22 protein-coding genes and 1 tRNA gene are annotated in these 19,536 nt (G+C 50.9%); 2 read left to right on the top strand and 21 right to left on the bottom strand.

The window, feature by feature from the left end:
• From nuoK to rlmE, 18 genes are all read right to left on the bottom strand, one after another.
• Positions 1–306: an NADH-quinone oxidoreductase subunit NuoK gene (gene nuoK / locus L2Y54_RS11645; protein WP_093069533.1), complete on the bottom strand. Its 306-nt coding sequence runs from the start codon at positions 304–306 to the stop codon at positions 1–3.
• On the bottom strand, positions 303–902 hold the full coding sequence (locus L2Y54_RS11640) for an NADH-quinone oxidoreductase subunit J (RefSeq protein ID WP_236496279.1): 600 nt from the start codon (positions 900–902) through the stop codon (positions 303–305). The genes nuoK and L2Y54_RS11640 overlap by 4 nt, the downstream gene beginning before the upstream one ends.
• Before the next feature lie 9 nt (positions 903–911).
• Positions 912–1,403, bottom strand: coding sequence for an NADH-quinone oxidoreductase subunit NuoI (nuoI, locus tag L2Y54_RS11635; RefSeq protein WP_093069530.1), 492 nt, complete (start codon positions 1,401–1,403; stop codon positions 912–914).
• Positions 1,404–1,413: 10 nt separating this feature from the next.
• Entirely contained in the window at positions 1,414–2,484 is a 1,071-nt protein-coding gene (nuoH, locus tag L2Y54_RS11630) for an NADH-quinone oxidoreductase subunit NuoH (RefSeq protein WP_236496278.1), read from the bottom strand.
• A 4-nt stretch (positions 2,485–2,488) separates the two neighbouring features.
• Positions 2,489–4,795: an NADH-quinone oxidoreductase subunit NuoG gene (gene nuoG, locus L2Y54_RS11625; protein ID WP_236496277.1), complete on the bottom strand. Its 2,307-nt coding sequence runs from the start codon at positions 4,793–4,795 to the stop codon at positions 2,489–2,491.
• 3 nt (positions 4,796–4,798) lie between these two features.
• Positions 4,799–6,079 carry an NADH-quinone oxidoreductase subunit NuoF gene (nuoF, locus tag L2Y54_RS11620; RefSeq protein ID WP_236496276.1) on the bottom strand — a complete coding sequence of 427 codons (1,281 nt, stop codon included), beginning with the start codon at positions 6,077–6,079 and terminating at the stop codon, positions 4,799–4,801.
• A 4-nt stretch (positions 6,080–6,083) separates the two neighbouring features.
• On the bottom strand, positions 6,084–6,605 hold the full coding sequence (locus L2Y54_RS11615) for an NADH-quinone oxidoreductase subunit NuoE family protein (protein ID WP_228292183.1): 522 nt from the start codon (positions 6,603–6,605) through the stop codon (positions 6,084–6,086).
• Positions 6,605–7,858 (bottom strand): NADH-quinone oxidoreductase subunit D, encoded by a 1,254-nt coding sequence (locus L2Y54_RS11610; RefSeq protein ID WP_236496275.1) that lies wholly within the window; start codon positions 7,856–7,858, stop codon positions 6,605–6,607. The genes L2Y54_RS11615 and L2Y54_RS11610 overlap by 1 nt, the downstream gene beginning before the upstream one ends.
• The gene (locus L2Y54_RS11605) at positions 7,858–8,571 is read right to left on the bottom strand and encodes an NADH-quinone oxidoreductase subunit C (protein ID WP_236496274.1); all 714 of its coding nucleotides are present in this window, start codon (positions 8,569–8,571) and stop codon (positions 7,858–7,860) included. Before L2Y54_RS11605 ends, L2Y54_RS11610 begins: the two co-directional genes overlap by 1 nt.
• A 3-nt stretch (positions 8,572–8,574) precedes the next feature.
• Positions 8,575–9,051, bottom strand: coding sequence for a NuoB/complex I 20 kDa subunit family protein (locus L2Y54_RS11600; protein WP_028490378.1), 477 nt, complete (start codon positions 9,049–9,051; stop codon positions 8,575–8,577).
• Positions 9,042–9,398, bottom strand: a complete 357-nt coding sequence (ndhC, locus tag L2Y54_RS11595) for an NADH-quinone oxidoreductase subunit A (RefSeq protein ID WP_236496273.1) — start codon at positions 9,396–9,398, stop codon at positions 9,042–9,044. The genes L2Y54_RS11600 and ndhC overlap by 10 nt, the downstream gene beginning before the upstream one ends.
• Before the next feature lie 224 nt (positions 9,399–9,622).
• A tRNA-Leu gene (locus L2Y54_RS11590) sits at positions 9,623–9,707 on the bottom strand.
• A 24-nt stretch (positions 9,708–9,731) separates the two neighbouring features.
• Positions 9,732–10,178: a preprotein translocase subunit SecG gene (gene secG / locus L2Y54_RS11585; protein WP_236496272.1), complete on the bottom strand. Its 447-nt coding sequence runs from the start codon at positions 10,176–10,178 to the stop codon at positions 9,732–9,734.
• 16 nt (positions 10,179–10,194) lie between these two features.
• Complete coding sequence (gene tpiA, locus L2Y54_RS11580; RefSeq protein WP_236496271.1) at positions 10,195–10,947, bottom strand: triose-phosphate isomerase; 753 nt, start codon at positions 10,945–10,947, stop codon at positions 10,195–10,197.
• A 76-nt stretch (positions 10,948–11,023) separates the two neighbouring features.
• Positions 11,024–12,358 carry a phosphoglucosamine mutase gene (gene glmM, locus L2Y54_RS11575; RefSeq protein ID WP_236496270.1) on the bottom strand — a complete coding sequence of 445 codons (1,335 nt, stop codon included), beginning with the start codon at positions 12,356–12,358 and terminating at the stop codon, positions 11,024–11,026.
• 21 nt (positions 12,359–12,379) lie between these two features.
• Positions 12,380–13,195 carry a dihydropteroate synthase gene (gene folP / locus L2Y54_RS11570; protein ID WP_236496269.1) on the bottom strand — a complete coding sequence of 272 codons (816 nt, stop codon included), beginning with the start codon at positions 13,193–13,195 and terminating at the stop codon, positions 12,380–12,382.
• A gap of 76 nt (positions 13,196–13,271) precedes the next feature.
• Positions 13,272–15,203, bottom strand: a complete 1,932-nt coding sequence (gene ftsH, locus L2Y54_RS11565; RefSeq protein WP_236496268.1) for an ATP-dependent zinc metalloprotease FtsH — start codon at positions 15,201–15,203, stop codon at positions 13,272–13,274.
• 56 nt (positions 15,204–15,259) lie between these two features.
• On the bottom strand, positions 15,260–15,880 hold the full coding sequence (gene rlmE, locus L2Y54_RS11560; protein WP_236496267.1) for a 23S rRNA (uridine(2552)-2'-O)-methyltransferase RlmE: 621 nt from the start codon (positions 15,878–15,880) through the stop codon (positions 15,260–15,262).
• Between the two features lie 46 nt (positions 15,881–15,926).
• Between rlmE and L2Y54_RS11555 the strand changes: the two genes are divergently transcribed.
• Together L2Y54_RS11555 and L2Y54_RS11550 are read left to right on the top strand one after the other, a co-directional pair.
• Positions 15,927–16,241 carry a YhbY family RNA-binding protein gene (locus tag L2Y54_RS11555; RefSeq protein ID WP_236496266.1) on the top strand — a complete coding sequence of 105 codons (315 nt, stop codon included), beginning with the start codon at positions 15,927–15,929 and terminating at the stop codon, positions 16,239–16,241.
• Positions 16,242–16,934 carry a hypothetical protein gene (locus L2Y54_RS11550; RefSeq protein WP_236496265.1) on the top strand — a complete coding sequence of 231 codons (693 nt, stop codon included), beginning with the start codon at positions 16,242–16,244 and terminating at the stop codon, positions 16,932–16,934.
• A gap of 110 nt (positions 16,935–17,044) precedes the next feature.
• On the opposite strand, the gene nrfD is transcribed toward L2Y54_RS11550, so the two are convergent.
• Genes nrfD through L2Y54_RS11535 form a run of 3 tightly spaced genes read right to left on the bottom strand, consistent with a single transcriptional unit; the run spans position 17,045 to position 19,533 of the window.
• Positions 17,045–18,253 (bottom strand): NrfD/PsrC family molybdoenzyme membrane anchor subunit, encoded by a 1,209-nt coding sequence (gene nrfD, locus L2Y54_RS11545; RefSeq protein WP_236496264.1) that lies wholly within the window; start codon positions 18,251–18,253, stop codon positions 17,045–17,047.
• An 18-nt stretch (positions 18,254–18,271) separates the two neighbouring features.
• Complete coding sequence (gene dsrO / locus L2Y54_RS11540) at positions 18,272–19,024, bottom strand: sulfate reduction electron transfer complex DsrMKJOP subunit DsrO (RefSeq protein WP_236496263.1); 753 nt, start codon at positions 19,022–19,024, stop codon at positions 18,272–18,274.
• Complete coding sequence (locus L2Y54_RS11535) at positions 19,021–19,533, bottom strand: hypothetical protein (RefSeq protein ID WP_210227046.1); 513 nt, start codon at positions 19,531–19,533, stop codon at positions 19,021–19,023. Before L2Y54_RS11535 ends, dsrO begins: the two co-directional genes overlap by 4 nt.
• Positions 19,534–19,536 lie beyond the last annotated feature (3 nt).

Here is a 19,536-nt window from a genome sequence, read left to right as displayed (position 1 = left end):
TTACCCCTTCATCGCATCAAGTTGTTCAACATTGATCGTGCGCCGGTTACGGAACAAAACCACCAAAATCGCCAAACCAATCGCCGCTTCCGCTGCCGCCACCGTGAGGATAAAGAACACGAACACCTGCCCTGCCATATCCCCCAAATAATGGGAAAACGCGATAAAATTCAGGTTCACCGCTAGCAACATCATCTCGATGCACATCAACAAAATCAGCACATTCTTACGGTTAAGAATCATGCCTGCGATGCTGATCGCAAACAGCAAGGCCGCCACAATCAGGAAATGCGACAAAGGGATCATGCTTGCTCCTTGGTTTCGGATTTCATCTTCACCATACGTACACGGTCTTCCCGCTTCACCTGCACCTGTTGGCTAATGTCTTGTTTACGCGAATCCGGGCGGCGGCGCAGCGTCAAAGTAATCGCCGCAATAATTGCCACCAACAAAATTACCGCTGCAATTTCAAACGGATAAACATAATCAGTGTATAAAATTAAACCCAAGGCTTCGGTATTATTCGCCGGAGGCGGGTTCAGCGGTGTCGCAATCTGAAACGGCGCACTTTGCAGCACCATAATCATTTCCACCGCAATCACTGCCGCCACTAAAAATCCAGCAGGCGCGTATTTCACCAGTCCCTCTTTCACCGGGTCTGTGTTCAAGTCCAGCATCATAATCACGAACAGGAACAGCACCATTACCGCCCCGACGTACACCAATACCAGCACCAAGCCGAGGAATTCCGCTTCCAACAGCAACCACAACGCGGCACTGGTGAAAAAGCTCAAAATCAGGCACAACGCCGCATACACCGGGTTGCGTACCGTCACCATCCCCACTGCCGCTGCCAGTAATACAGCGGAAAACAGGTAAAAGATAATCTGCTCAAATGTCATGTCATCCCCTTAACGGTACGGCGCATCAGCGGCTTTCATCTTGGCAATCTCAGCTTCGTGCTTGTCACCGATTGCCAGCAATTTGTCTTTGGTTTGAATATTTTCACCACGATTTTCAAAGTGATACTCGAAAATATTGGTTTCCACAATCGCATCCACCGGGCAGGCTTCTTCACAGAAACCGCAGTAAATGCACTTAAACATATCTATGTCATAGCGCGTGGTACGGCGTGTACCATCCGGGCGTTCTTCCAAATCAATCGTGATTGCCAGCGCGGGGCAAACCGCTTCGCACAATTTGCAGGCAATGCAACGCTCCTCGCCGTTCGGGTAACGCCGCAGCGCGTGATGCCCACGAAAACGGTTAGAAATCGGCGTTTTCTCTTCCGGGTACTGAATCGTGATCTTACGCTCGAAGAAATACTTCCCCGTCACGCCCATGCCCTGCATTAATTCTTTCAGGCTGAACGTCTTGAAATAATGTTTCCAGTTGAAACTCATATCAGTCTCCTTACAGCCACGGTTTCCAGCCCAGCGCGATCGCCAGCCCTTCCGCAAAAATCCACACCAAGGTTATCGGGATCAGAACCTTCCATCCCAAGCGCATGATTTGGTCATAACGGTAACGCGGGAACGTGGCGCGAAACCAAAAGAACAGCAGCATAAAGAACGAGGCTTTCAACAGTAACCAATGGATACCATCACCAAACACCCAGCCCAATACCGGCATATCCGTCAAGAAAGTCAGCCCTTGGAACGGCGACAACCACCCACCCAAGAACATCAACGAAGTCAGTGCGGCAATCAGCCACATATTGGCGTATTCCGCGAGGAAGAAAATCGAGAACGCCATGCCGGAATATTCCACATGGAAACCCGCCACGATCTCGGACTCACCTTCTGCCACGTCGAACGGCGCACGGTTGGTTTCTGCCACACCCGAAATGAAATACACCAAGAACAAGCCAAACAACGGCCACACAAACCAGCTAAAAATACTACCGGATTGCGCCCGCACAATATCGCCCAGATTCAAGCTACCGGCTGCCATCAGCACCCCGACCAGCGCGAATCCCATTGCAATTTCATACGACACCATTTGCGCCCCAAGACGCATTGCACTCAGTTGCGCATACTTAGAATTCGATGCCCAACCCGCAATAATGACTCCGTAAATTCCCAAGGAAGTCAGTGCCAACAGGAACAACAACCCCGCGTTCACATCCGCCAACACCATGCCGTCACTGAACGGAATCACCGCCCAAGCCGCAAACGCAGGCCCCATTGCCAACAAGGGTGCAATCAAAAACAGAAAACGGTTAGACTTCGCAGGAATAACAATTTCCTTAAAAATCAGCTTGAACATATCCGCAAACGGCTGCAACAAGCCTTTGAACCCAACCCGGTTCGGCCCCACACGCACCTGCATAAAACCGATGATTTTGCGTTCTGCGTAAGTCGCGTAAGCCACCAACAAAATCAGCGGCAGCACAATTGCCACGACTTTGATCAGAATGATTAGCAGCGTCACCATCCACTCAGGGAGGAAGGCACCGAAGAAATTTGCGAGTACTTCCATCATTCCCCTAACCTGCCTTTGCTATTTGGAGCGCACCGAAAGCCGCGCCCAACACGTTGGATACTTCAATGCCCGACTGCAAACCGGCGCAACCTGCTGGAATACCCGCGTCCAGTTGTGCTGGCAGCGTGATCGTCACCGCACCTTGCGACACTTTAAGCGTATCGCCAGCCGCGACACCCATATTCGCCGCATCTTGCGGATTCAACTGCACCGCCGCCGGAGGAATCATGGCTTGCAAGGCTTTCGCACGGCGTACTAGCGAGTCAACACGGTACATTTCTACGTCGCCGATGCGCTGAAACGCCCCATCTGCCGTCGTAGAGACGCAAGATTTTGCGTCTCTACCCACAGTGCCAGCATAACGGTTGTTACAAACCTCTACACCGTCGAGTTCAAGGTGCAACTCGGCAACAATTTCTTCGGTGGCAACCCAATCAAATTCAGGTACACCCGCCGTATTACCCAACACCCGCAGCACTTTCCAAGTAGGTCGCGCTTCACCCGGTGGCACAGTCGCGCCCTTAAAGCTTTGCCACTGTCCTGCTGCATTAATGAACGTACCGGAAGTTTCGGCAAACGTCGAACTAGGCAATAACACCGTCGCGTATTTGCGTGTCGTATCATCCGCAAACGGCGCAATCACAATCACGTTCTCCGCTGCACTCAAGGCTTTCATTGCTTGTTGCGGATTCGCGAAATCTGCCAACTCGGTATTCAGCAAGACAAACGTGCGAGTATTTTCACTGAGGAACTCACCAACCGGCACGCCTGCTTGTTTAAGTTCGCGTCCCGCCGATAAACGGTGCGGCACAACACCCGCAACCCACGCACCCACACTGTTGGCACTTTCCGCCAAATAGCCAAAGGTTGCGCCCGTTTGTTCCGCAATCGTGTAAGCCAAGCCGCGTAATGCCGCAAAATCGGGATGCTGAACGGCGACATTGCCCAGCAATACCGTGGCGTGTTCCGCATTTTTAAGCGTTGCCATCACCGCATTATCAGGATCATTCGCAATCGCTTGTAAGGCTTGCAACATATCTGCCGGAGCAACCGCTTGTTGCGCCACGTCGTAGTTGAAATCGAATGCACGCGGATTCAATGCCATCACCGCCGCGCCTTTGAGTGCCGCTTTGCGGATGCGGTGATTCAGTAACGGCTGCTCTTGGCGCACATTAGAGCCAATCAAAAATACCGCATTTTGCTGTTCCAATTGCGCAATAGGCATTCCCAAGGAAGGGCAAAGCGGTGCAGCACTTTGGTCGCTGAAATCAGTCTGGCGTACACGGTGATCAATATTGCGAATGTTCAAACCGCGCATTAAACGCTGGAACAAATACAGTTCTTCCACAGTGGAAGTCGCACTTGCCAATGCACCGGTACGCGCTGGGTCAGCCGCCCGCAAAATTTCCGCCGTCGCATCCAACGCTTGCTGCCAACTGACTTCATACCAATGCCCGTCGCGTTTGAGCATTGGCTTGGTAATACGGTCAGCACTGGCAATACCTTGATAGCTGAAACGATCACGGTCAGAAATCCAACACTCGTTGATGACATCACTTTCACGCGGCACTGCACGCACCACTTCTTTGCGGAAAGTGTGTACCTGAAGGTGTGAGCCAACCGAATCGTGCGGGGCAATCGCATCATGCGCCACCATTTCCCACGCCCGTGCTTTGTAGCGTGACGGTTTCGCAGTCAGCGCACCCACAGGGCAGAGGTCAATCACATTGCCGGAAAGTTCCGATTTGAGCGATTTCTCAATATACGTGCCGATTTCGAGCCGATCACCGCGCCCTACCCCGCCCATTTCGCGCATTCCGGCGATTTCATCACCGAAACGCACACAGCGAGTACATTGGATACAGCGGGTCATTTCGGTTTCGATCAAAGGGCCAATGTCTTTGTCTTGCACGACGCGCTTGATTTCGGCGTATTGCGATTTATTGCTACCGTAACCGACTGAGACATCCTGCAATTCGCATTCGCCACCTTGGTCGCAAATCGGGCAATCCAGCGGATGGTTGATCAGCAGGAATTCCATAATGCCTTTCTGCGCGTTCTTGGCTTTGTCGGAGCGCGTCCAGAATTTCATGCCTGCATTCACGGGCGTGGCACAAGCGGGAACCGGCTTCCACGATTTTTCCATTTCCACCAAGCACATGCGGCAGTTGGCAGCAATCGAGAGCTTTTTGTGGTAGCAAAAACGCGGGATGGAAATTCCATTATTATCAGCCACTTCAATCAGCATCGCACCTCTGCGAGCCTGAACCGGCTGGTCATTAATTTCGATGGTGACGAATTCTTCTGCCATGTGTTACCCCTGTCCCACCATGCTACGACCGTGCTTGACGTAGTATTCAAATTCCTCACGGAAATGCTTGACGAAACTCCACACCGGCATCGCTGCCGCTTCACCCAAGGCACAAATGGAACGGCCTTCGATATTGTGGGAAATCTCTTCGAGCCGCGTAACGTCTTCCATCTTGCCCTTGCCTTCCACAATGCGGGTCAACATCCGGTACAACCAACCTGTGCCTTCGCGGCAAGGTGTGCATTGCCCGCAGGATTCGGAGAAGTAGAAACGTGAAATCCGTTGCAACACTTTGACCATATCGGTGGTGTCATCCATCACGATGACTGCGCCCGAACCGAGGTACGAACCCGCTTTGGCAATGGTGTCGTAGTCCATCGTCAAACCCATCATCACCTCACCCGGCAACACCGGAACGGACGAACCACCCGGAATCACCGCTTTCAACTTGCGTCCGTTGCGCACCCCGCCAGCCAGCGCCAGCAGTTCAGGGAACGGCATTCCCATTGGAATCTCGAAATTGCCCGGATTGTTCAAATGCCCAGACATCGAAAACAGCTTTTCGCCGCCGGAATTCTTCACACCCAAATCGGCAAACCACTTGCCGCCATTGCGCATAATCACCGGAATGGAAGACAGCGTTTCAGTGTTATTAATCGTGGTCGGGCGACCGTACAAACCGAAACTGGCAGGGAATGGCGGCTTGAAACGCGGCTGACCTTTTTTGCCTTCCAGCGACTCCAGCAAAGCGGTTTCTTCGCCACACACATAGGCACCCGCACCGAGCGTGCCGTACAGGTCAAAATCAACGCCACTGCCTTGAATATTTTTGCCAAGCAAACCGAGTTCGTAGGCTTCTTTCACAGCCTGCTCGAAATGGATGAACGGTTCATCCATAAACTCGCCGCGCATGTAGTTGTAACCCACTGTCGCGCCAATGCTGTAACCCGCAATCGCCATGCCTTCGACCAGCGCGTGCGGGTTGAAACGCAAGATGTCGCGGTCTTTGCACGTACCCGGTTCGGATTCATCCGAGTTGCACACGATGTATTTTTGCCCCGGCATAGTGCGCGGCATAAAGCTCCACTTCATGCCGGTGGGGAAACCCGCACCACCGCGCCCGCGTAAACCAGAATCTTTAATCGTATCAATAATTTCTTCAGCAGGTGTTTTTTCAGCCAGAATTTTACGCCATGCCTGATAACCGCCTACTTTGAGGTAGCTTTCCAGCGTGTGAGCTTGGTCGCCAAATTGGGTCGTAATGAAACAGACTTGATTTGCCATGTGCTTACTCCAGTCCGTCCAAAATCTCATCCACTTTTTCAGGGGTGAGATGGGTGTGGTATACGTGGTTGACCTGCATCATTGGCGCACTGCTGCACGCGGCGAGGCACTCTTCTTCGACTTTGAGGAAGAATTTACCATCTGGCGTGGATTCGCCCAGCTTAATGCCCAGCTTTTTCTCAACATGATCGAGAATCACATCCGAACCGCACAACATGCAGGAGACATTGGTACAAACTGAGATGCTGTACTTCGCCGCTGCTTTTGCATCCATTTCATACATGGAGTAAAAGCTGGCAACTTCATACACTGCAATTTCGGGCAAGCCTAAATAATCTGCCACCGCATCCATTTTTTCACGGGATAAATAGTGATCTTCGTGCATCACCGCACGTAACGCCGCCAGCAATGCCGATTGCTTTTTATCCGCCGGATAGCGTGCCAACCAGCTATCAATGTCTTCACGCTCGTGATGGCTGAGCAAGTCGCTTTTGCGCTTGAGCATCGTGATAGGATGTTCAGTCATCAACGGTCAACCTCCCCGAAAACAATATCTTGGGTGCCGATAATCGCCACCACGTCAGCCAGCATGTGACCTTTGGTCATTTCATCCAGAGCCGATAAATGCGCGAACCCTGGCGCACGAACTTTTAAGCGATACGGCTTATTCGCGCCGTCCGACACAATGTAGCAACCAAATTCACCCTTCGGATGTTCCACCGCTGCATACGATTCGCCTTCCGGCAAACAATAGCCTTCGGTCATCAGCTTGAAGTGCTGAATCAACGCTTCCATGTCTTGCTTCATCTCAGCGCGTTTTGGCGGGGCAACTTTGCTGTCTTCCAGCATCACCTCGCCGGGATTCACGCGCAGCCAGTCAATGCACTGCTTGATAATGCGGTTGGACTGGCGCAGTTCCTCGACCCGCACCAAGTAACGGTCATAACTGTCGCCGTGTGTTCCCACCGGAATATCGAAATCCATTTTGTCGTAGGCGGCATACGGTTGCTTCTTGCGCAAATCCCATTCCACGCCCGAACCGCGTAGCATTGCGCCACTGAAACCGAGTTGCAGCGCACGTTCCGGTGACACCACGCCAATCCCGACCAGACGCTGTTTCCAGATGCGATTATCGGTCAGCAGGGTTTCGTATTCATCCACATAACCGGGAAAACGGTTGGTGAAATCTTCCAAGAAATCCAGCAACGAACCGCCGCGATTGGCATTCAAACGCTTGGCTTCGGCTTCAGTGCGGAAACGGTTGGGTAAAAATTGCGGCATGGAATCCGGCAAATCGCGGTAAACCCCGCCCGGACGGTAATACGTGGCGTGCAAACGTGCACCAGACACCGCTTCATACGCATCCATCAAATCTTCACGTTCGCGGAAAGCGTACAGGAACATGGTCATTGCACCCACGTCCAGCGCGTGTGCGCCAATCCACAGCAAGTGATTGAGAATACGGGTAATTTCGTCGAACATGGTACGAATGTAGAGCGCACGTTCTGGCGGGGTAATTCCCAACAGCTTTTCAATCGCCAGCACGTAACCGTGTTCATTGCACATCATTGACACGTAATCGAGGCGATCCATGTAGCCGATGCTTTGGTTATACGGTTTGCTTTCTGCCAGCTTTTCGGTACCACGGTGCAGCAAGCCAATGTGTGGGTCAGCACGGACGATAGTTTCACCGTCCATTTCCAGCACCAGACGCAACACACCGTGCGCGGCAGGGTGAGCTGGGCCAAAGTTCAGCGTAAAATTGCGGATTTCAGGCATTAGTCATCACGCTCCACGGCTGGGGAAAAACGCTGGTCAGCGCGGATAGTGCGCGGCACCAACACCCGCGCTTCAATGGATACAGGCTCATAAATGACGCGCTTTTGCTCAGCATCGTAACGCATTTCAACCTGCCCGATGAGCGGAAAATCTTTACGGAAGGGGTGTCCGACAAAACCGTAGTCGGTGAGGATGCGGCGCAAATCCGGGTGTCCACTGAACATAATCCCAAACAGATCAAACGCTTCACGCTCGTACCAATTCACCGAACTCCAGATGTCCACCAACGATGCCACTACCGGAAAATTGTTGTCATCGCAGCGTGTGCGCACCCGGATACGCAGATTACGGCTCACCGATAACAAGTGGATTACCACCGCGAAACGTTTACCCGCGAACTGAGCACTCTCTTCCTGCGCATCAAAATCAAACGGATCCGCTTCGGTGGCTTGTGCCGCACGGCTAAAGCCACTGCGCGAAGCAATGGTCACATCCCATTCGACATCACCATACGTGAGGTAGTCGACCCCACACAAATCGGTCAGTTGCGCAAAATCCAACATGGAATCGTGCCGCAGGAAACGCGCCACTTCCAGCCAATGTTCAGCGGCCACTTCCAAGGTCAACTCGCCGTGCGCCAGAACGCTGCTTGACAGCTTATCGCCGAGTCCTTCCTGAACGTAATCCTTAACAAATTCGAGTGATACAGCCATGAATTACCGCGCTATCGTGTTGGTTCGACGAATTTTATTCTGCAACTGGATAATGCCATACAGCAGGGCTTCAGCGGTTGGCGGGCAACCGGGTACGTAAATATCCACCGGCACAATCCGGTCACATCCGCGCACCACCGCGTAGGAATAATGGTAGTAACCGCCACCATTGGCGCAAGACCCCATCGAAATCACCCAACGCGGTTCCGCCATTTGATCATAGACCTTGCGCAACGCCGGAGCCATCTTGTTGGTCAGCGTTCCTGCCACGATCATCACATCCGATTGGCGCGGACTGGGGCGGAACACAATACCGAAACGGTCCAAATCGTAACGTGAAGCCCCCGCGTGCATCATTTCGACCGCGCAGCACGCCAGACCAAAGGTCATCGGCCACAACGAGCCAGTACGCGCCCAGTTGATCAAGGCATCGGCTGTCGTGGTGACGAAGCCTTTCTCCAGAACCCCTTCTACTCCCATTCCAATGCCCCTTTTTTCCACTCGTAGATGAAACCAACAATCAGGATAGTCAGGAAAATACCCATCGCCACGATGCCGAACACCCCAATGGAGTCGAGCACAATGGCCCAAGGGAACAAAAAGGCGATTTCAAGATCGAAAATGATGAAAAGGATGGCGACGAGGTAGTAGCGCACGTCAAATTTGATACGAGAGTCTTCAAACGCGGGGAAGCCGCACTCGAACGGTGAATCTTTTTCTGCGTCTGGTCGGCGCGGGCCTGCAAGCAACCCCAAACCTAGCAATACCACTGCTAAGCCAAAACCGACTGCCAGAAAAACGAGAATGGGAAGGTATTCTCCTAGCATACTAACTCCTGGTGCAAACCGTGGCGTTCTCTCCAAACCACCCGGTCGTCTGTGATGCATGATTCCAAACACTTACTGTTTGTATCATTATTTCTTTATGCAGTCGAATATAACGGCGCATGAACCACAGATTAATTCCCCAAAGTGGGTATTGTCAGGTTTTAGCAAGAATTAGGCATAAAAGCAAAAAGCCCATCATCTTACGATGACAGGCTTTTTATGTATGGTACCGACGACCGGACTCGAACCGGTACAGCTTGCGCCACTACCCCCTCAAGATAGCGTGTCTACCAATTCCACCACGTCGGCAAAGCAGGCGCATATTCTATGCTATTACTTCGACTCTTGCACGGGTTTTTCTGCGTCCTTAGGCACTTCTTCTGATTTTTCTTCAGTCTTAGCGGCTGGTGCAGGCGGCACGTCACTCGTGGCAGCTTCTTGCGCAGCAGGTGTAGGCGGTACGTCACTGTTTGGCACCGGTGCTGCGGTTTCCACCGCTTGACCACTTGGCGTAACCGCTTCCATAATACTGCCCGATTGAATAGTACGCCCTGAAGCCAGAAACGCTAATGCCAATGCCAGTAAAAAGAAAAGCGTTGCCAAAATCGCCGTCGTGCGACTCAAAAAGTTGGCAGAACCTTGCGACCCAAATACCGTACCTGACGCCCCACTGCCAAACGCAGCACCCGCATCCGCACCCTTACCCTGCTGCATCAGAATTAACACAATCATGGCAACAGAAACAACGATCAACATGATCAACAAGACATTGTATAACATAGCGTTTTTATTAACCTTAGTTACCGGCTTTGCAAATAGCCAGAAATTCGTTGGCATCCAGAGATGCACCACCAATCAAGCCACCGTCAATATCCGGCATTGCAAACAATTCAGCAGCATTCGCACCTTTGACGCTGCCACCGTATAAAATTTGTACCTTCGCCGCGACCACTGCATTCAGCGTCGCTAATTTACCGCGAATAAAAGCATGGACATCCTGCGCCTGTTGCGGACTAGCGGTTTTACCCGTACCAATCGCCCACACCGGTTCGTAAGCAATCACACCGTCAGTCAGTGCTTCCACGCCTTCCAGCGCAATCACTGCATCCAGTTGACGTGCCACAACCGCTTCGGTAATGCCTGCTTCACGCTCTTCCAGCGTTTCGCCCACACACAGAATTGGTTTCAGACCGTACTTACGTGCAGCAGCAAACTTACGTGCAGTATCAGCGTCCTGCTCGCCGTAAATCGCACGGCGTTCAGAATGACCGACAATCGCGTAGTCACAGCCAAATTCCTTGAGCATTGCCCCGGAAACTTCGCCAGTGAAAGCCCCTGCGTCTTGATCAGCAATATCCTGAGAACCCAGACCGATACGGCTTCCGGCCACCAGCGTTTGAGTCATGGGAATGTAGACGTAAGGTGGGCAAACTGCCACCGCCACATTATCCATGCCTTCCAGCCCGGCTAGAATGCCACCCATCAAAGACTCGATACTCGCCTTTGACCCGTTTAGTTTCCAGTTACCTGCAACCAATTTCTGACGCATAACTCCACCTCTCTTTCAAGCAAGGGCGAAAGATTACCTGCATAAGCGTTGGAAATCAATCTTCATTCCGGGTAGGTCAGGCGGCAGCCCGCACCGCACTGGCGATTTGCTCTGCCAATTCAGCGGTTTCGTGAGGATCTTCACCCTCCACCATTACCCGAATCAATGGCTCAGTGCCGGAGGCACGCAACAATACCCGTCCGCGATTACCCAATTGTTGCTCAACCTGACGCACTGCATCCTGAATCGCAACGGATTCATCCAGATTAATCTTGTGCTTGGTCGGCACATTAATCAGGGTTTGCGGGTATTTTGCCATCACGCTTTTCAGCTCATGTAAGGGCTTGCCGCTCATGCGCATCGCCCGTAACACTTGCAGCGCGGCAATGATGCCGTCACCCGTAGTGATGAAATTGCGCACGATAATATGCCCGGATGATTCGCCACCCAAATCGCAATCGTGCTGGGTCATTTGCTCAATCACGTAGCGGTCGCCGACTTTAGCGCGGTAAAACGGTACGCCCAACGCCTGAATGGATTTTTCCAAACCAAGATTGCTCATCAGCGTGCCAACCACTCCGCCGTGCAATTTGCCTTCAGCATGACGGTGGTGCGCAATAATCGCGAGAATTTCATCGCCATCGACCGTATCGCCGCGCTGATCCACCATGATCAAACGATCACCATCACCATCCAAGGCAATGCCAAGATCAGCACGATAACGTAAAACGGCATCGCACAAACCATCCACATGGGTTGCGCCGCACGCTTCATTGATATTGATGCCATCAGGCGTGTTGCCTATTGCAATGACTTCTGCGCCCAGCTCCCCGAACACATCGGGTGCTACGTGATAAGTCGCGCCATTGGCGCAATCGACGACAATCCGCAAACCCTTGAGTGAAACACTATTCGGCAATGCACGTTTACAAAATTCAATGTAACGCCCAGCCGCGTCTTTAGCACGTTCGACTTTACCCAGCTCATCAGAAGACACGGTTTTAAAATCCATATCCAGCCAACGCTCGATTTCTTCTTCTACTTCATCGGGTAATTTTGTGCCGTCACCAGAGAAAAACTTCAGTCCATTATCATCATACGGATTGTGCGAAGCACTGATCACAATGCCCGCAGAAGCGCGGAACGCACGGGTCAAATACGCTACCGCCGGTGTAGGCATCGGCCCCAATAAACGGATATTGACCCCTGCTGCCACTAAACCGGCTTGTAATGCAGACTCCAGCATGTAACCGGAAATCCGGGTATCCTTACCAATCAACACTAGGGGATGCCCGTTACTTGCCAGCACTTTTCCTGCCGCCCAACCTAATTTTAATACAAAGTCAGGGGTCATCGGATAACGCCCGATTTTGCCGCGAATCCCATCTGTACCGAAATATTTTCTTGCCATTCGCCCATCTACCTCAAAATATTATCTATTCATGACTGCATTGACGATTTTCAGTGCATCAACCGTTGCACCCACGTCATGTACCCGCACAATATTGGCACCTTGCATGGCAGCGATTACCGCGCCAGCCACACTGCCATACAAACGCCCCTCCACTGGGCGATTATCTAGCAAAGCACCAATCATGGATTTGCGTGAAAGCCCCACGAGTATAGGCAAACCCAAATCAGAAAATGCCGCCAATTTACGTAATAAGTCCACATTATGCGACAAAGTTTTACCAAATCCAAACCCCGGATCGAGAATCAAACGCTCCCGCACTATTCCAGCCGTTTCACAAGCCGCAATACGTTCCTGAAAAAACTGCGCAATATCCTGCACCACATCCTCATAGTGAGGGGATTGCTGCATGGTACGTGGCTGTCCCTGCATATGCATCAAGCACACTGGCACGGTAAGCTGCGCACAAGCTATCAATGCACCGGGTTGCTGTAAGGCACACACATCATTGATTAAATCAACGCCCGCACTGACTGCCGCCAGCATAACCTCAGGCTTGCTGGTATCTACCGACAACGGTACAGCAAAACGCTCACGAATCGCCGCTATCACCGGAATAACCCGCTCCAGCTCTTCCGCAACAGGAACAGAAGCAGCACCAGGACGAGTGGACTCCCCCCCCACATCAATAATATCGACGCCTTCTGACAGCATTTGCTCAACATGCCGCAAAGCTTGGTCACGCGAGTGAAACCGACCACCGTCAGAAAACGAATCCGGGGTGATATTCAGAATGCCCATTACCTGCACAGAAAATTGAGGAACCTGCCATGCCATTACGTTATTCCTGATAAACAAAAGGCGCGAGTAAAATGCTCGCGCCTTAACCAACTAAATAATGTTCTAACGAACCTTAATGCGAACTGGCAGTTCCACCAATCACGCTATCATCGGTTTTGTTACCACTAACGGAATGTGGTTTAGTTGGCGTACCTTTACCACCAGAAGAATCATCATCTGTCCAATCGGCTGGTGGTGGTGGCGTTTCGCCACGCATCAATGCATCCACCTGCCCACGATCAATGGTTTCATACTTCATCAGCGCTTGAGCCATTGCGTGCAACACACTCATTTTGTCCGTAAGAATCTGCTTGGCACGGTTATAGTTACGGTCAATCACCTCACGGATTTCACCGTCAATCGCGAAAGCCGTTTCATCAGAAACATGCTTATGCTGTGTGACTGAACGCCCTAAGAATACTTCGCCTTCGTCTTCTGAATAAGCCAGTGGCCCCATACGACTGGATAAGCCCCACTTAGTGACCATGTTACGCGCAATACTGGTCGCACGTTCGATGTCGTTAGAAGCACCCGTGGTAACGCCTTCTAAACCGTAGATCAGCTCTTCAGCAATACGACCACCGTACAAGCTAGAAATCTGACTTTCCAAGCGCTGCTTACTGGCGCTGTAACGGTCTTCTTCCGGCAAATACATGGTGACACCCAACGCACGACCACGTGGAATAATGCTGACTTTGTAGACCGGATCATGTTCAGGAACACTCAAACCCACAATGGCATGACCCGCTTCGTGGTAAGCCGTTGCTAATTTTTCATCTTCCTTCATGACCATTGACTTACGCTCAGCACCCATCATGATCTTGTCTTTGGCTTTCTCAAACTCGTTCATATCGACGGTGCGCTTGTTACCACGCGCCGCAAACAATGCCGCTTCATTCACCAAGTTCGCCAAATCAGCACCTGAGAAACCCGGCGTACCGCGTGCAATCAGGGATGGTCTAACATCATCGCCCAACGGGACTTTACGCATGTGAACCTTAAGGATTTGCTCACGACCCCGTACATCAGGCAATGGCACGACCACTTGACGGTCGAAACGACCGGGGCGCAACAAAGCAGCATCTAACACGTCAGGACGGTTAGTCGCAGCAATCACGATAATGCCTTCACTGCCTTCAAAACCGTCCATCTCAACCAGTAATTGGTTAAGGGTTTGCTCACGTTCATCGTGACCGCCGCCTACGCCCGCACCACGTTGACGGCCTACCGCATCAATTTCGTCAATGAAAATAATGCACGGCGCGTGTTTCTTGGCCTGCTCAAACATGTCACGTACACGAGAAGCGCCCACACCAACAAACATTTCCACGAAATCGGAACCGGAAATGCTGAAGAATGGTACTTTAGCTTCACCCGCAATGGCTTTAGCCAGCAAGGTTTTACCCGTACCCGGTGAACCCACCATCAATACGCCGCGCGGAATCTTACCGCCCAGCTTCTGGAATTTGCCGGGATCACGCAAAAACTCAACCAGTTCAGCTACTTCATCTTTGGCTTCTTCGCAACCAGCCACATCGTTGAAGTTAATTTTGACTTGATCTTCGGTCATCATGCGGGCGCGACTCTTGCCGAAGGACATTGCCCCACGACCGCCACCGCCTCCTTGCATTTGGCGCATAATGTAAATCCACAAACCAATGATCAGCAGGAACGGTACCCAGCTAATGATAATATCCCACAACACCGAGCGCTCTTCTGGCGGTGATGCCTGGAATTTAACTTTATTGGCGACCAAATCGTCCACCAACTTCGCATCATTCGGCGGACTATACGTCACAAATCGCGCATTGCTACCGTCTGTACCAATGATCTTTTGGCCTCTGATTTCAACATCCTTGACCCCACCGCTACGCACATTGCTTAAAAAGTCCGAGTACGGCACTGTGGTCATTGGTTGGGCTGGCACGCTGAATTTGCTGAACACTGCAATCAACACGAAAGCAATGACAGCCCAAATCAGCAAATTTTTGGTTAAATCGTTCAAGTGACTTCTCCACTATCAACTGGTGTTATCCACGTGTAACACCTATTACCGAGATATTACAACACAAAACCTTGCGCTAATACATAAACCTCCCGACTACGTGGTCTTGATGCAGCCGGTTTCCTTACTTTTACTGTTTTAAAGCTACTGCGCACCTCGCGGAGAAAGTTTTCTGAGCCATCGCCTTGAAACAGTTTCACCAGAAAAGTGCCACCAGGCTTTAATACCTGACGCGCCATATCCAATGCAAGTTCACACAGATGAATGGAGCGCGGCTGATCAACGGCATCGACACCACTCATATTGGGTGCCATATCTGAAATAACAAGGTCAGCTTTATCGCCACCGAGTAAATTCAGCATTTCCATCAGGACAGATTCCTCGCGAAAATCCCCTAACACAAACTCGACAAAAGGCAAGGGATCCAATGGCAAAATATCACTTGCCACAATCCGCCCCTTTTGCCCGACGAACTTGGTAGCATACTGACTCCACCCACCGGGAGCAGCGCCCAAATCCACCACCTTCATGCCCGGTTGGAGAATACGATCTTTCTCTTGAATTTCCTGCAACTTGTACACTGCACGGGAACGGTATCCTTCCTGCTGTGCTTTTTTGACGTATTCGTCACTAAAATGTTCGCCCAGCCACCTTTGACTGCTTTTGCTTCTTGCCATGCCGTGTTATCACTCATTACACTTCGTCAATTTAGGGAAGCGTATCATGGAAATGACCGGAACATTGACAGAAACTCAGAAAAAACGCCTGCGGAGCCGTGCTCACGCTCTTAATCCTGTCGTCTTAATCGGTCAGCATGGCTTAAAACCCACTGTACTGGAAGAAATCACGGGTGCACTTGACTACCATCAACTGATTAAAATTAAATTAAGTGTCGGTGATCGGGACTTGCGCGATGAAATGATTGAGCAAATTACCCAACACGCACAGTCCCAATTGATTCAACGGGTAGGAAATGTCGCTGTATTGTATCGCCGCAACCCTGATCGCCCCGACATTCTCAAAGAACAGGCTTTTTGAGTGAAACCGACCACCCGCATTGGGCAAATTGACTATATCCTCGAACAACTTTCCCATCAGGAACTGCAAACGTTTGTCCGAGAAAAAGCCTTGCAGGATGCTGACTTCCGCGACACCCTGCTAATCTGTTTTGCCGATCTATTGGGTAGCGACGAGCCAAGTGAGCCAAAATACCGGCAAATGCTGGCAGATATGACGCAACGCCATGCCAATGCGGATGGGTATATTCATGTTGCCAGTGCCACTCATCTGACCACAGCAATCCATCACTTACTCAATGTTGCACGTAAGGCCACCACCCCAACCCGCGAAACACTGGACTTATGTTTAGCCGTGATTGGCTGGCTACCTTTGTTAGCAGACAAAATGGAAGACCCGGATGAACACCTTTATCGCCTGATGCAGACATCCTGTACCACGTTGTGGGAGTGTTACAGCGTATTACCCAACGAACGCCAGCAAGCACTTTTTGAGCGAATTTTACTCGAATATGCCAAACCGAGTTATCTCGATTTGGACCTGGACAGTCACTTACTCGCCTTACTGAAAGACTGGTCTAAGCATCATAATAAACGCCAAAGTGCCTGCCTACACCAACTGGAATCCACTCTCAAAACAACAGCGGAAGATCACTGGCGCAAACAGTACTTACTGGAACAAACCAAGGCATTACTAAGCTACTGGAAGCATTGAAACCGTAACATCGGCAACGCATTGCCATTGCGTATGCGTTTTTAACCACAAAAATAGAAAACCGGCAAAAAGCCGGTTCTATTAAGATTCAAGTACGTAAATGTTGCTACTTACTTGCTGTGCGGATCAGCTACCGCATCCGACAAAGAATCCGGGAGGAAACGCAGCACTTTCACCCCGATAGTCACCATCACTAAGGTGAGTGCCACACCGCCCAAACCTAACATCAACTCCCAGATGCTTGGCACGTAGCTATTAATCACACCATCAAAGTAATCGCTGGAAACTTCAGCACCGGGGAACAAGGTCAACGGGTAAGCCTGCCCACCAATCAAAATTACATACAATTGCGCAAAGCCACCCACAATAGTAAACGCCGCCGCCAACAGCAATGCCACACGATTATCTACCAGCTTACGGCAGAAAATCAGCGACAAAGGCAGCAAACTACCCAGCAGAATTTGCCCAACCCAGAATAACTGCGTGTAAACACCACCTTCAAACAAAATGAAATTTTCCACACCAGCCTTCTGTGCAATGTACAAACCGGTGAAATGACGCGCAGCTTCCAGCAACAATACGCCACCGATGAACACTGCCAACAAATAACGCAAGCGGTTCATCACCGCATTACCCAATTGGCGACCTGTCCAAGAATACGCAAAGTGCAAGACCAGAATGAAAACTGCCAAGCCCATTGCAAATGACATGACGATAAATAACGGAGCCATGACCGCTGAATTGTAAAAATCACGCGCCACCAAGAAGCCGAAGATCGAGCCAGTACCAGCAGTCAGGATCAAACGCCAAGTAAATGCCGCAATACCCGCCATCTTGTAATAGCCCTTCACCTGGCGATCCATCATCGTCCAGATATATACCGCTGATAACGCCAAGAAACCGTTATAGAGGATAATGTTCCACGCAAAGATCGACTTAAAGTTAAAGGTGGTCATCGCCACGATCAAACGGTCAGGTCGACCTAAATCCAGCACCAACACGATCAAACCACCAATCAGTAAAGAAATCGCCAGTAATGCCGACAAACGCCCCATGGGTTGATAGATTTTCTTACCGAATACAGTACCGATTGAACCGACGTTCAATGCGCCGGAAGCTGCGACGATCAAACCAATCGCAAAAACGTGCGGCAAACCCCAAACAATTTGGTTGTTCATGCCTGTTACATGATGACCATGATGTTCAGCATTGAAAAATGCCAGCGCACCCAGTGCGAGGAATGCACCCAAAACCGCCAACAGGATATAAAAACCCTTGCCGTCTTTGGTTTCGCGGAAAATGATTGCTTGACTAGCCATTGCTGTTCGTCCTTTCCGTTAGATGCCGTGGTAGCGCACGCCAGTATTTAAACCAAGATCAGCACGGATTTGCTTCCCACCGATAGCTTTCAGCGTTTGGCTCAGCGTGCTGTTAGGGTCATTCAAATCACCGAAGGTCACTGCATCCGGTGCTGCTTCCACACAGGCTGGTAACTGACCATTATCCACGCGGTGTACGCACATATTGCAGGATTCAACCGTGCCAATACCACGCGGTGAATGTGCTTTTTGATCAATCAAATGCTCATGCACAAAGCTACGTGCTTTGTACGGGCAAGCCATCATGCAATAACGGCAACCGATACAAGTATGTTTGTTAACTTGCACAATCCCATCCGCACGCTTCATGGATGCACCCGTTGGGCAAACATCAACACACGGTGGATTTTCGCAATGCTGGCACATGACTGGCAGGCTGAAACTATTCTGGGTCAGCTTATCCGTGACTTTCACCACCCGCGCCCAATGCGCTTTTTGGGTAGCGTCAGAATGTATCTCATCACCCCATCCGTGTTCTTTTTTACACGCGGCGACCATAGCTGCACCACCATCGGTCAGCTTAGTCACGTCAATCAACATGCCCCAACGCTTCGCATCGGTAACAGCTTGATCCGCAGGTTTCGCAGCGACTTCACCAGCAGCGTGTGCTGTCTGCAACACAAAACTAGGCGCAACCGCAGCGACTGCCGCGACACCACCCAAGGCTGTCATAAAATTGCGGCGGTATTCATCAACACGGTTCTGATTCATTGCGCAGCTCCTTGTTGTGGTTGAGCTACCATTTGCACTTCAGCAGCCGTAGGCATAGCAGCATTGACAACACCTTGGGTAAAGTGATGTGCATCCGCACTGCCTACTTTATGCTGGTAATTTTCATCACCTGCCGGGCGGTCAGCATGACATTGGAAACAATCAATCTTCTGTCCCACCGCCGCATGGCAAGTGGTACAAAAATGCTGATCATCACCGTAGCGCAACGGCGTACCGTCATCTTTAGTCGGCGCAACGTGACAATTGATACACTCGTTCAAGCTGTGTTGCTTGGTACGAATACCTTCAATCATCGTAGCATCACGCTGGTGATCCAACATGCTCATGTGATTACTACGCATTTTGTCGGTTGGTTCAACACACTGATCAGCTTTTTGCTTAGCTGTTTCGAGGTTAGTCCCCGCTGCTGGTGCTGAATCACAACCCGACAACAGCGTGGCTAATGCCAACACTGAAGCCAAAAAGATGTTAGAAAACTTGCTAGTCATGCT

It is taken from the genome of Thiothrix winogradskyi (assembly GCF_021650935.1).
Taxonomy (GTDB): domain Bacteria; phylum Pseudomonadota; class Gammaproteobacteria; order Thiotrichales; family Thiotrichaceae; genus Thiothrix; species Thiothrix winogradskyi.
This window is presented reverse-complemented; position numbering and strand designations above follow the sequence as displayed.

What these genes read in the sequence shown, in the direction of transcription:
- glmM (WP_236496270.1), bottom strand. Translation starts at nt 12,358, where the DNA reads ATGGCAAGAAAATATTTCGGTACAGATGGGATTCGCGGCAAAATCGGG.
- ndhC (WP_236496273.1), bottom strand. Translation starts at nt 9,398, where the DNA reads ATGCTAGGAGAATACCTTCCCATTCTCGTTTTTCTGGCAGTCGGTTTT.
- dsrO (WP_236496263.1), bottom strand. Translation starts at nt 19,024, where the DNA reads ATGAATCAGAACCGTGTTGATGAATACCGCCGCAATTTTATGACAGCC.
- L2Y54_RS11615 (WP_228292183.1), bottom strand. Translation starts at nt 6,605, where the DNA reads ATGACTGAACATCCTATCACGATGCTCAAGCGCAAAAGCGACTTGCTC.
- folP (WP_236496269.1), bottom strand. Translation starts at nt 13,195, where the DNA reads ATGGCATGGCAGGTTCCTCAATTTTCTGTGCAGGTAATGGGCATTCTG.
- L2Y54_RS11600 (WP_028490378.1), bottom strand. Translation starts at nt 9,051, where the DNA reads ATGGGAGTAGAAGGGGTTCTGGAGAAAGGCTTCGTCACCACGACAGCC.
- nrfD (WP_236496264.1), bottom strand. Translation starts at nt 18,253, where the DNA reads ATGGCTAGTCAAGCAATCATTTTCCGCGAAACCAAAGACGGCAAGGGT.
- nuoI (WP_093069530.1), bottom strand. Translation starts at nt 1,403, where the DNA reads ATGAGTTTCAACTGGAAACATTATTTCAAGACGTTCAGCCTGAAAGAA.
- nuoK (WP_093069533.1), bottom strand. Translation starts at nt 306, where the DNA reads ATGATCCCTTTGTCGCATTTCCTGATTGTGGCGGCCTTGCTGTTTGCG.
- tpiA (WP_236496271.1), bottom strand. Translation starts at nt 10,947, where the DNA reads ATGCGTCAGAAATTGGTTGCAGGTAACTGGAAACTAAACGGGTCAAAG.
- nuoH (WP_236496278.1), bottom strand. Translation starts at nt 2,484, where the DNA reads ATGATGGAAGTACTCGCAAATTTCTTCGGTGCCTTCCTCCCTGAGTGG.
- nuoF (WP_236496276.1), bottom strand. Translation starts at nt 6,079, where the DNA reads ATGGCAAATCAAGTCTGTTTCATTACGACCCAATTTGGCGACCAAGCT.
- L2Y54_RS11555 (WP_236496266.1), top strand. Translation starts at nt 15,927, where the DNA reads ATGGAAATGACCGGAACATTGACAGAAACTCAGAAAAAACGCCTGCGG.
- L2Y54_RS11535 (WP_210227046.1), bottom strand. Translation starts at nt 19,533, where the DNA reads ATGACTAGCAAGTTTTCTAACATCTTTTTGGCTTCAGTGTTGGCATTA.
- L2Y54_RS11640 (WP_236496279.1), bottom strand. Translation starts at nt 902, where the DNA reads ATGACATTTGAGCAGATTATCTTTTACCTGTTTTCCGCTGTATTACTG.
- L2Y54_RS11605 (WP_236496274.1), bottom strand. Translation starts at nt 8,571, where the DNA reads ATGGCTGTATCACTCGAATTTGTTAAGGATTACGTTCAGGAAGGACTC.
- secG (WP_236496272.1), bottom strand. Translation starts at nt 10,178, where the DNA reads ATGTTATACAATGTCTTGTTGATCATGTTGATCGTTGTTTCTGTTGCC.
- rlmE (WP_236496267.1), bottom strand. Translation starts at nt 15,880, where the DNA reads ATGGCAAGAAGCAAAAGCAGTCAAAGGTGGCTGGGCGAACATTTTAGT.
- nuoG (WP_236496277.1), bottom strand. Translation starts at nt 4,795, where the DNA reads ATGGCAGAAGAATTCGTCACCATCGAAATTAATGACCAGCCGGTTCAG.
- L2Y54_RS11610 (WP_236496275.1), bottom strand. Translation starts at nt 7,858, where the DNA reads ATGCCTGAAATCCGCAATTTTACGCTGAACTTTGGCCCAGCTCACCCT.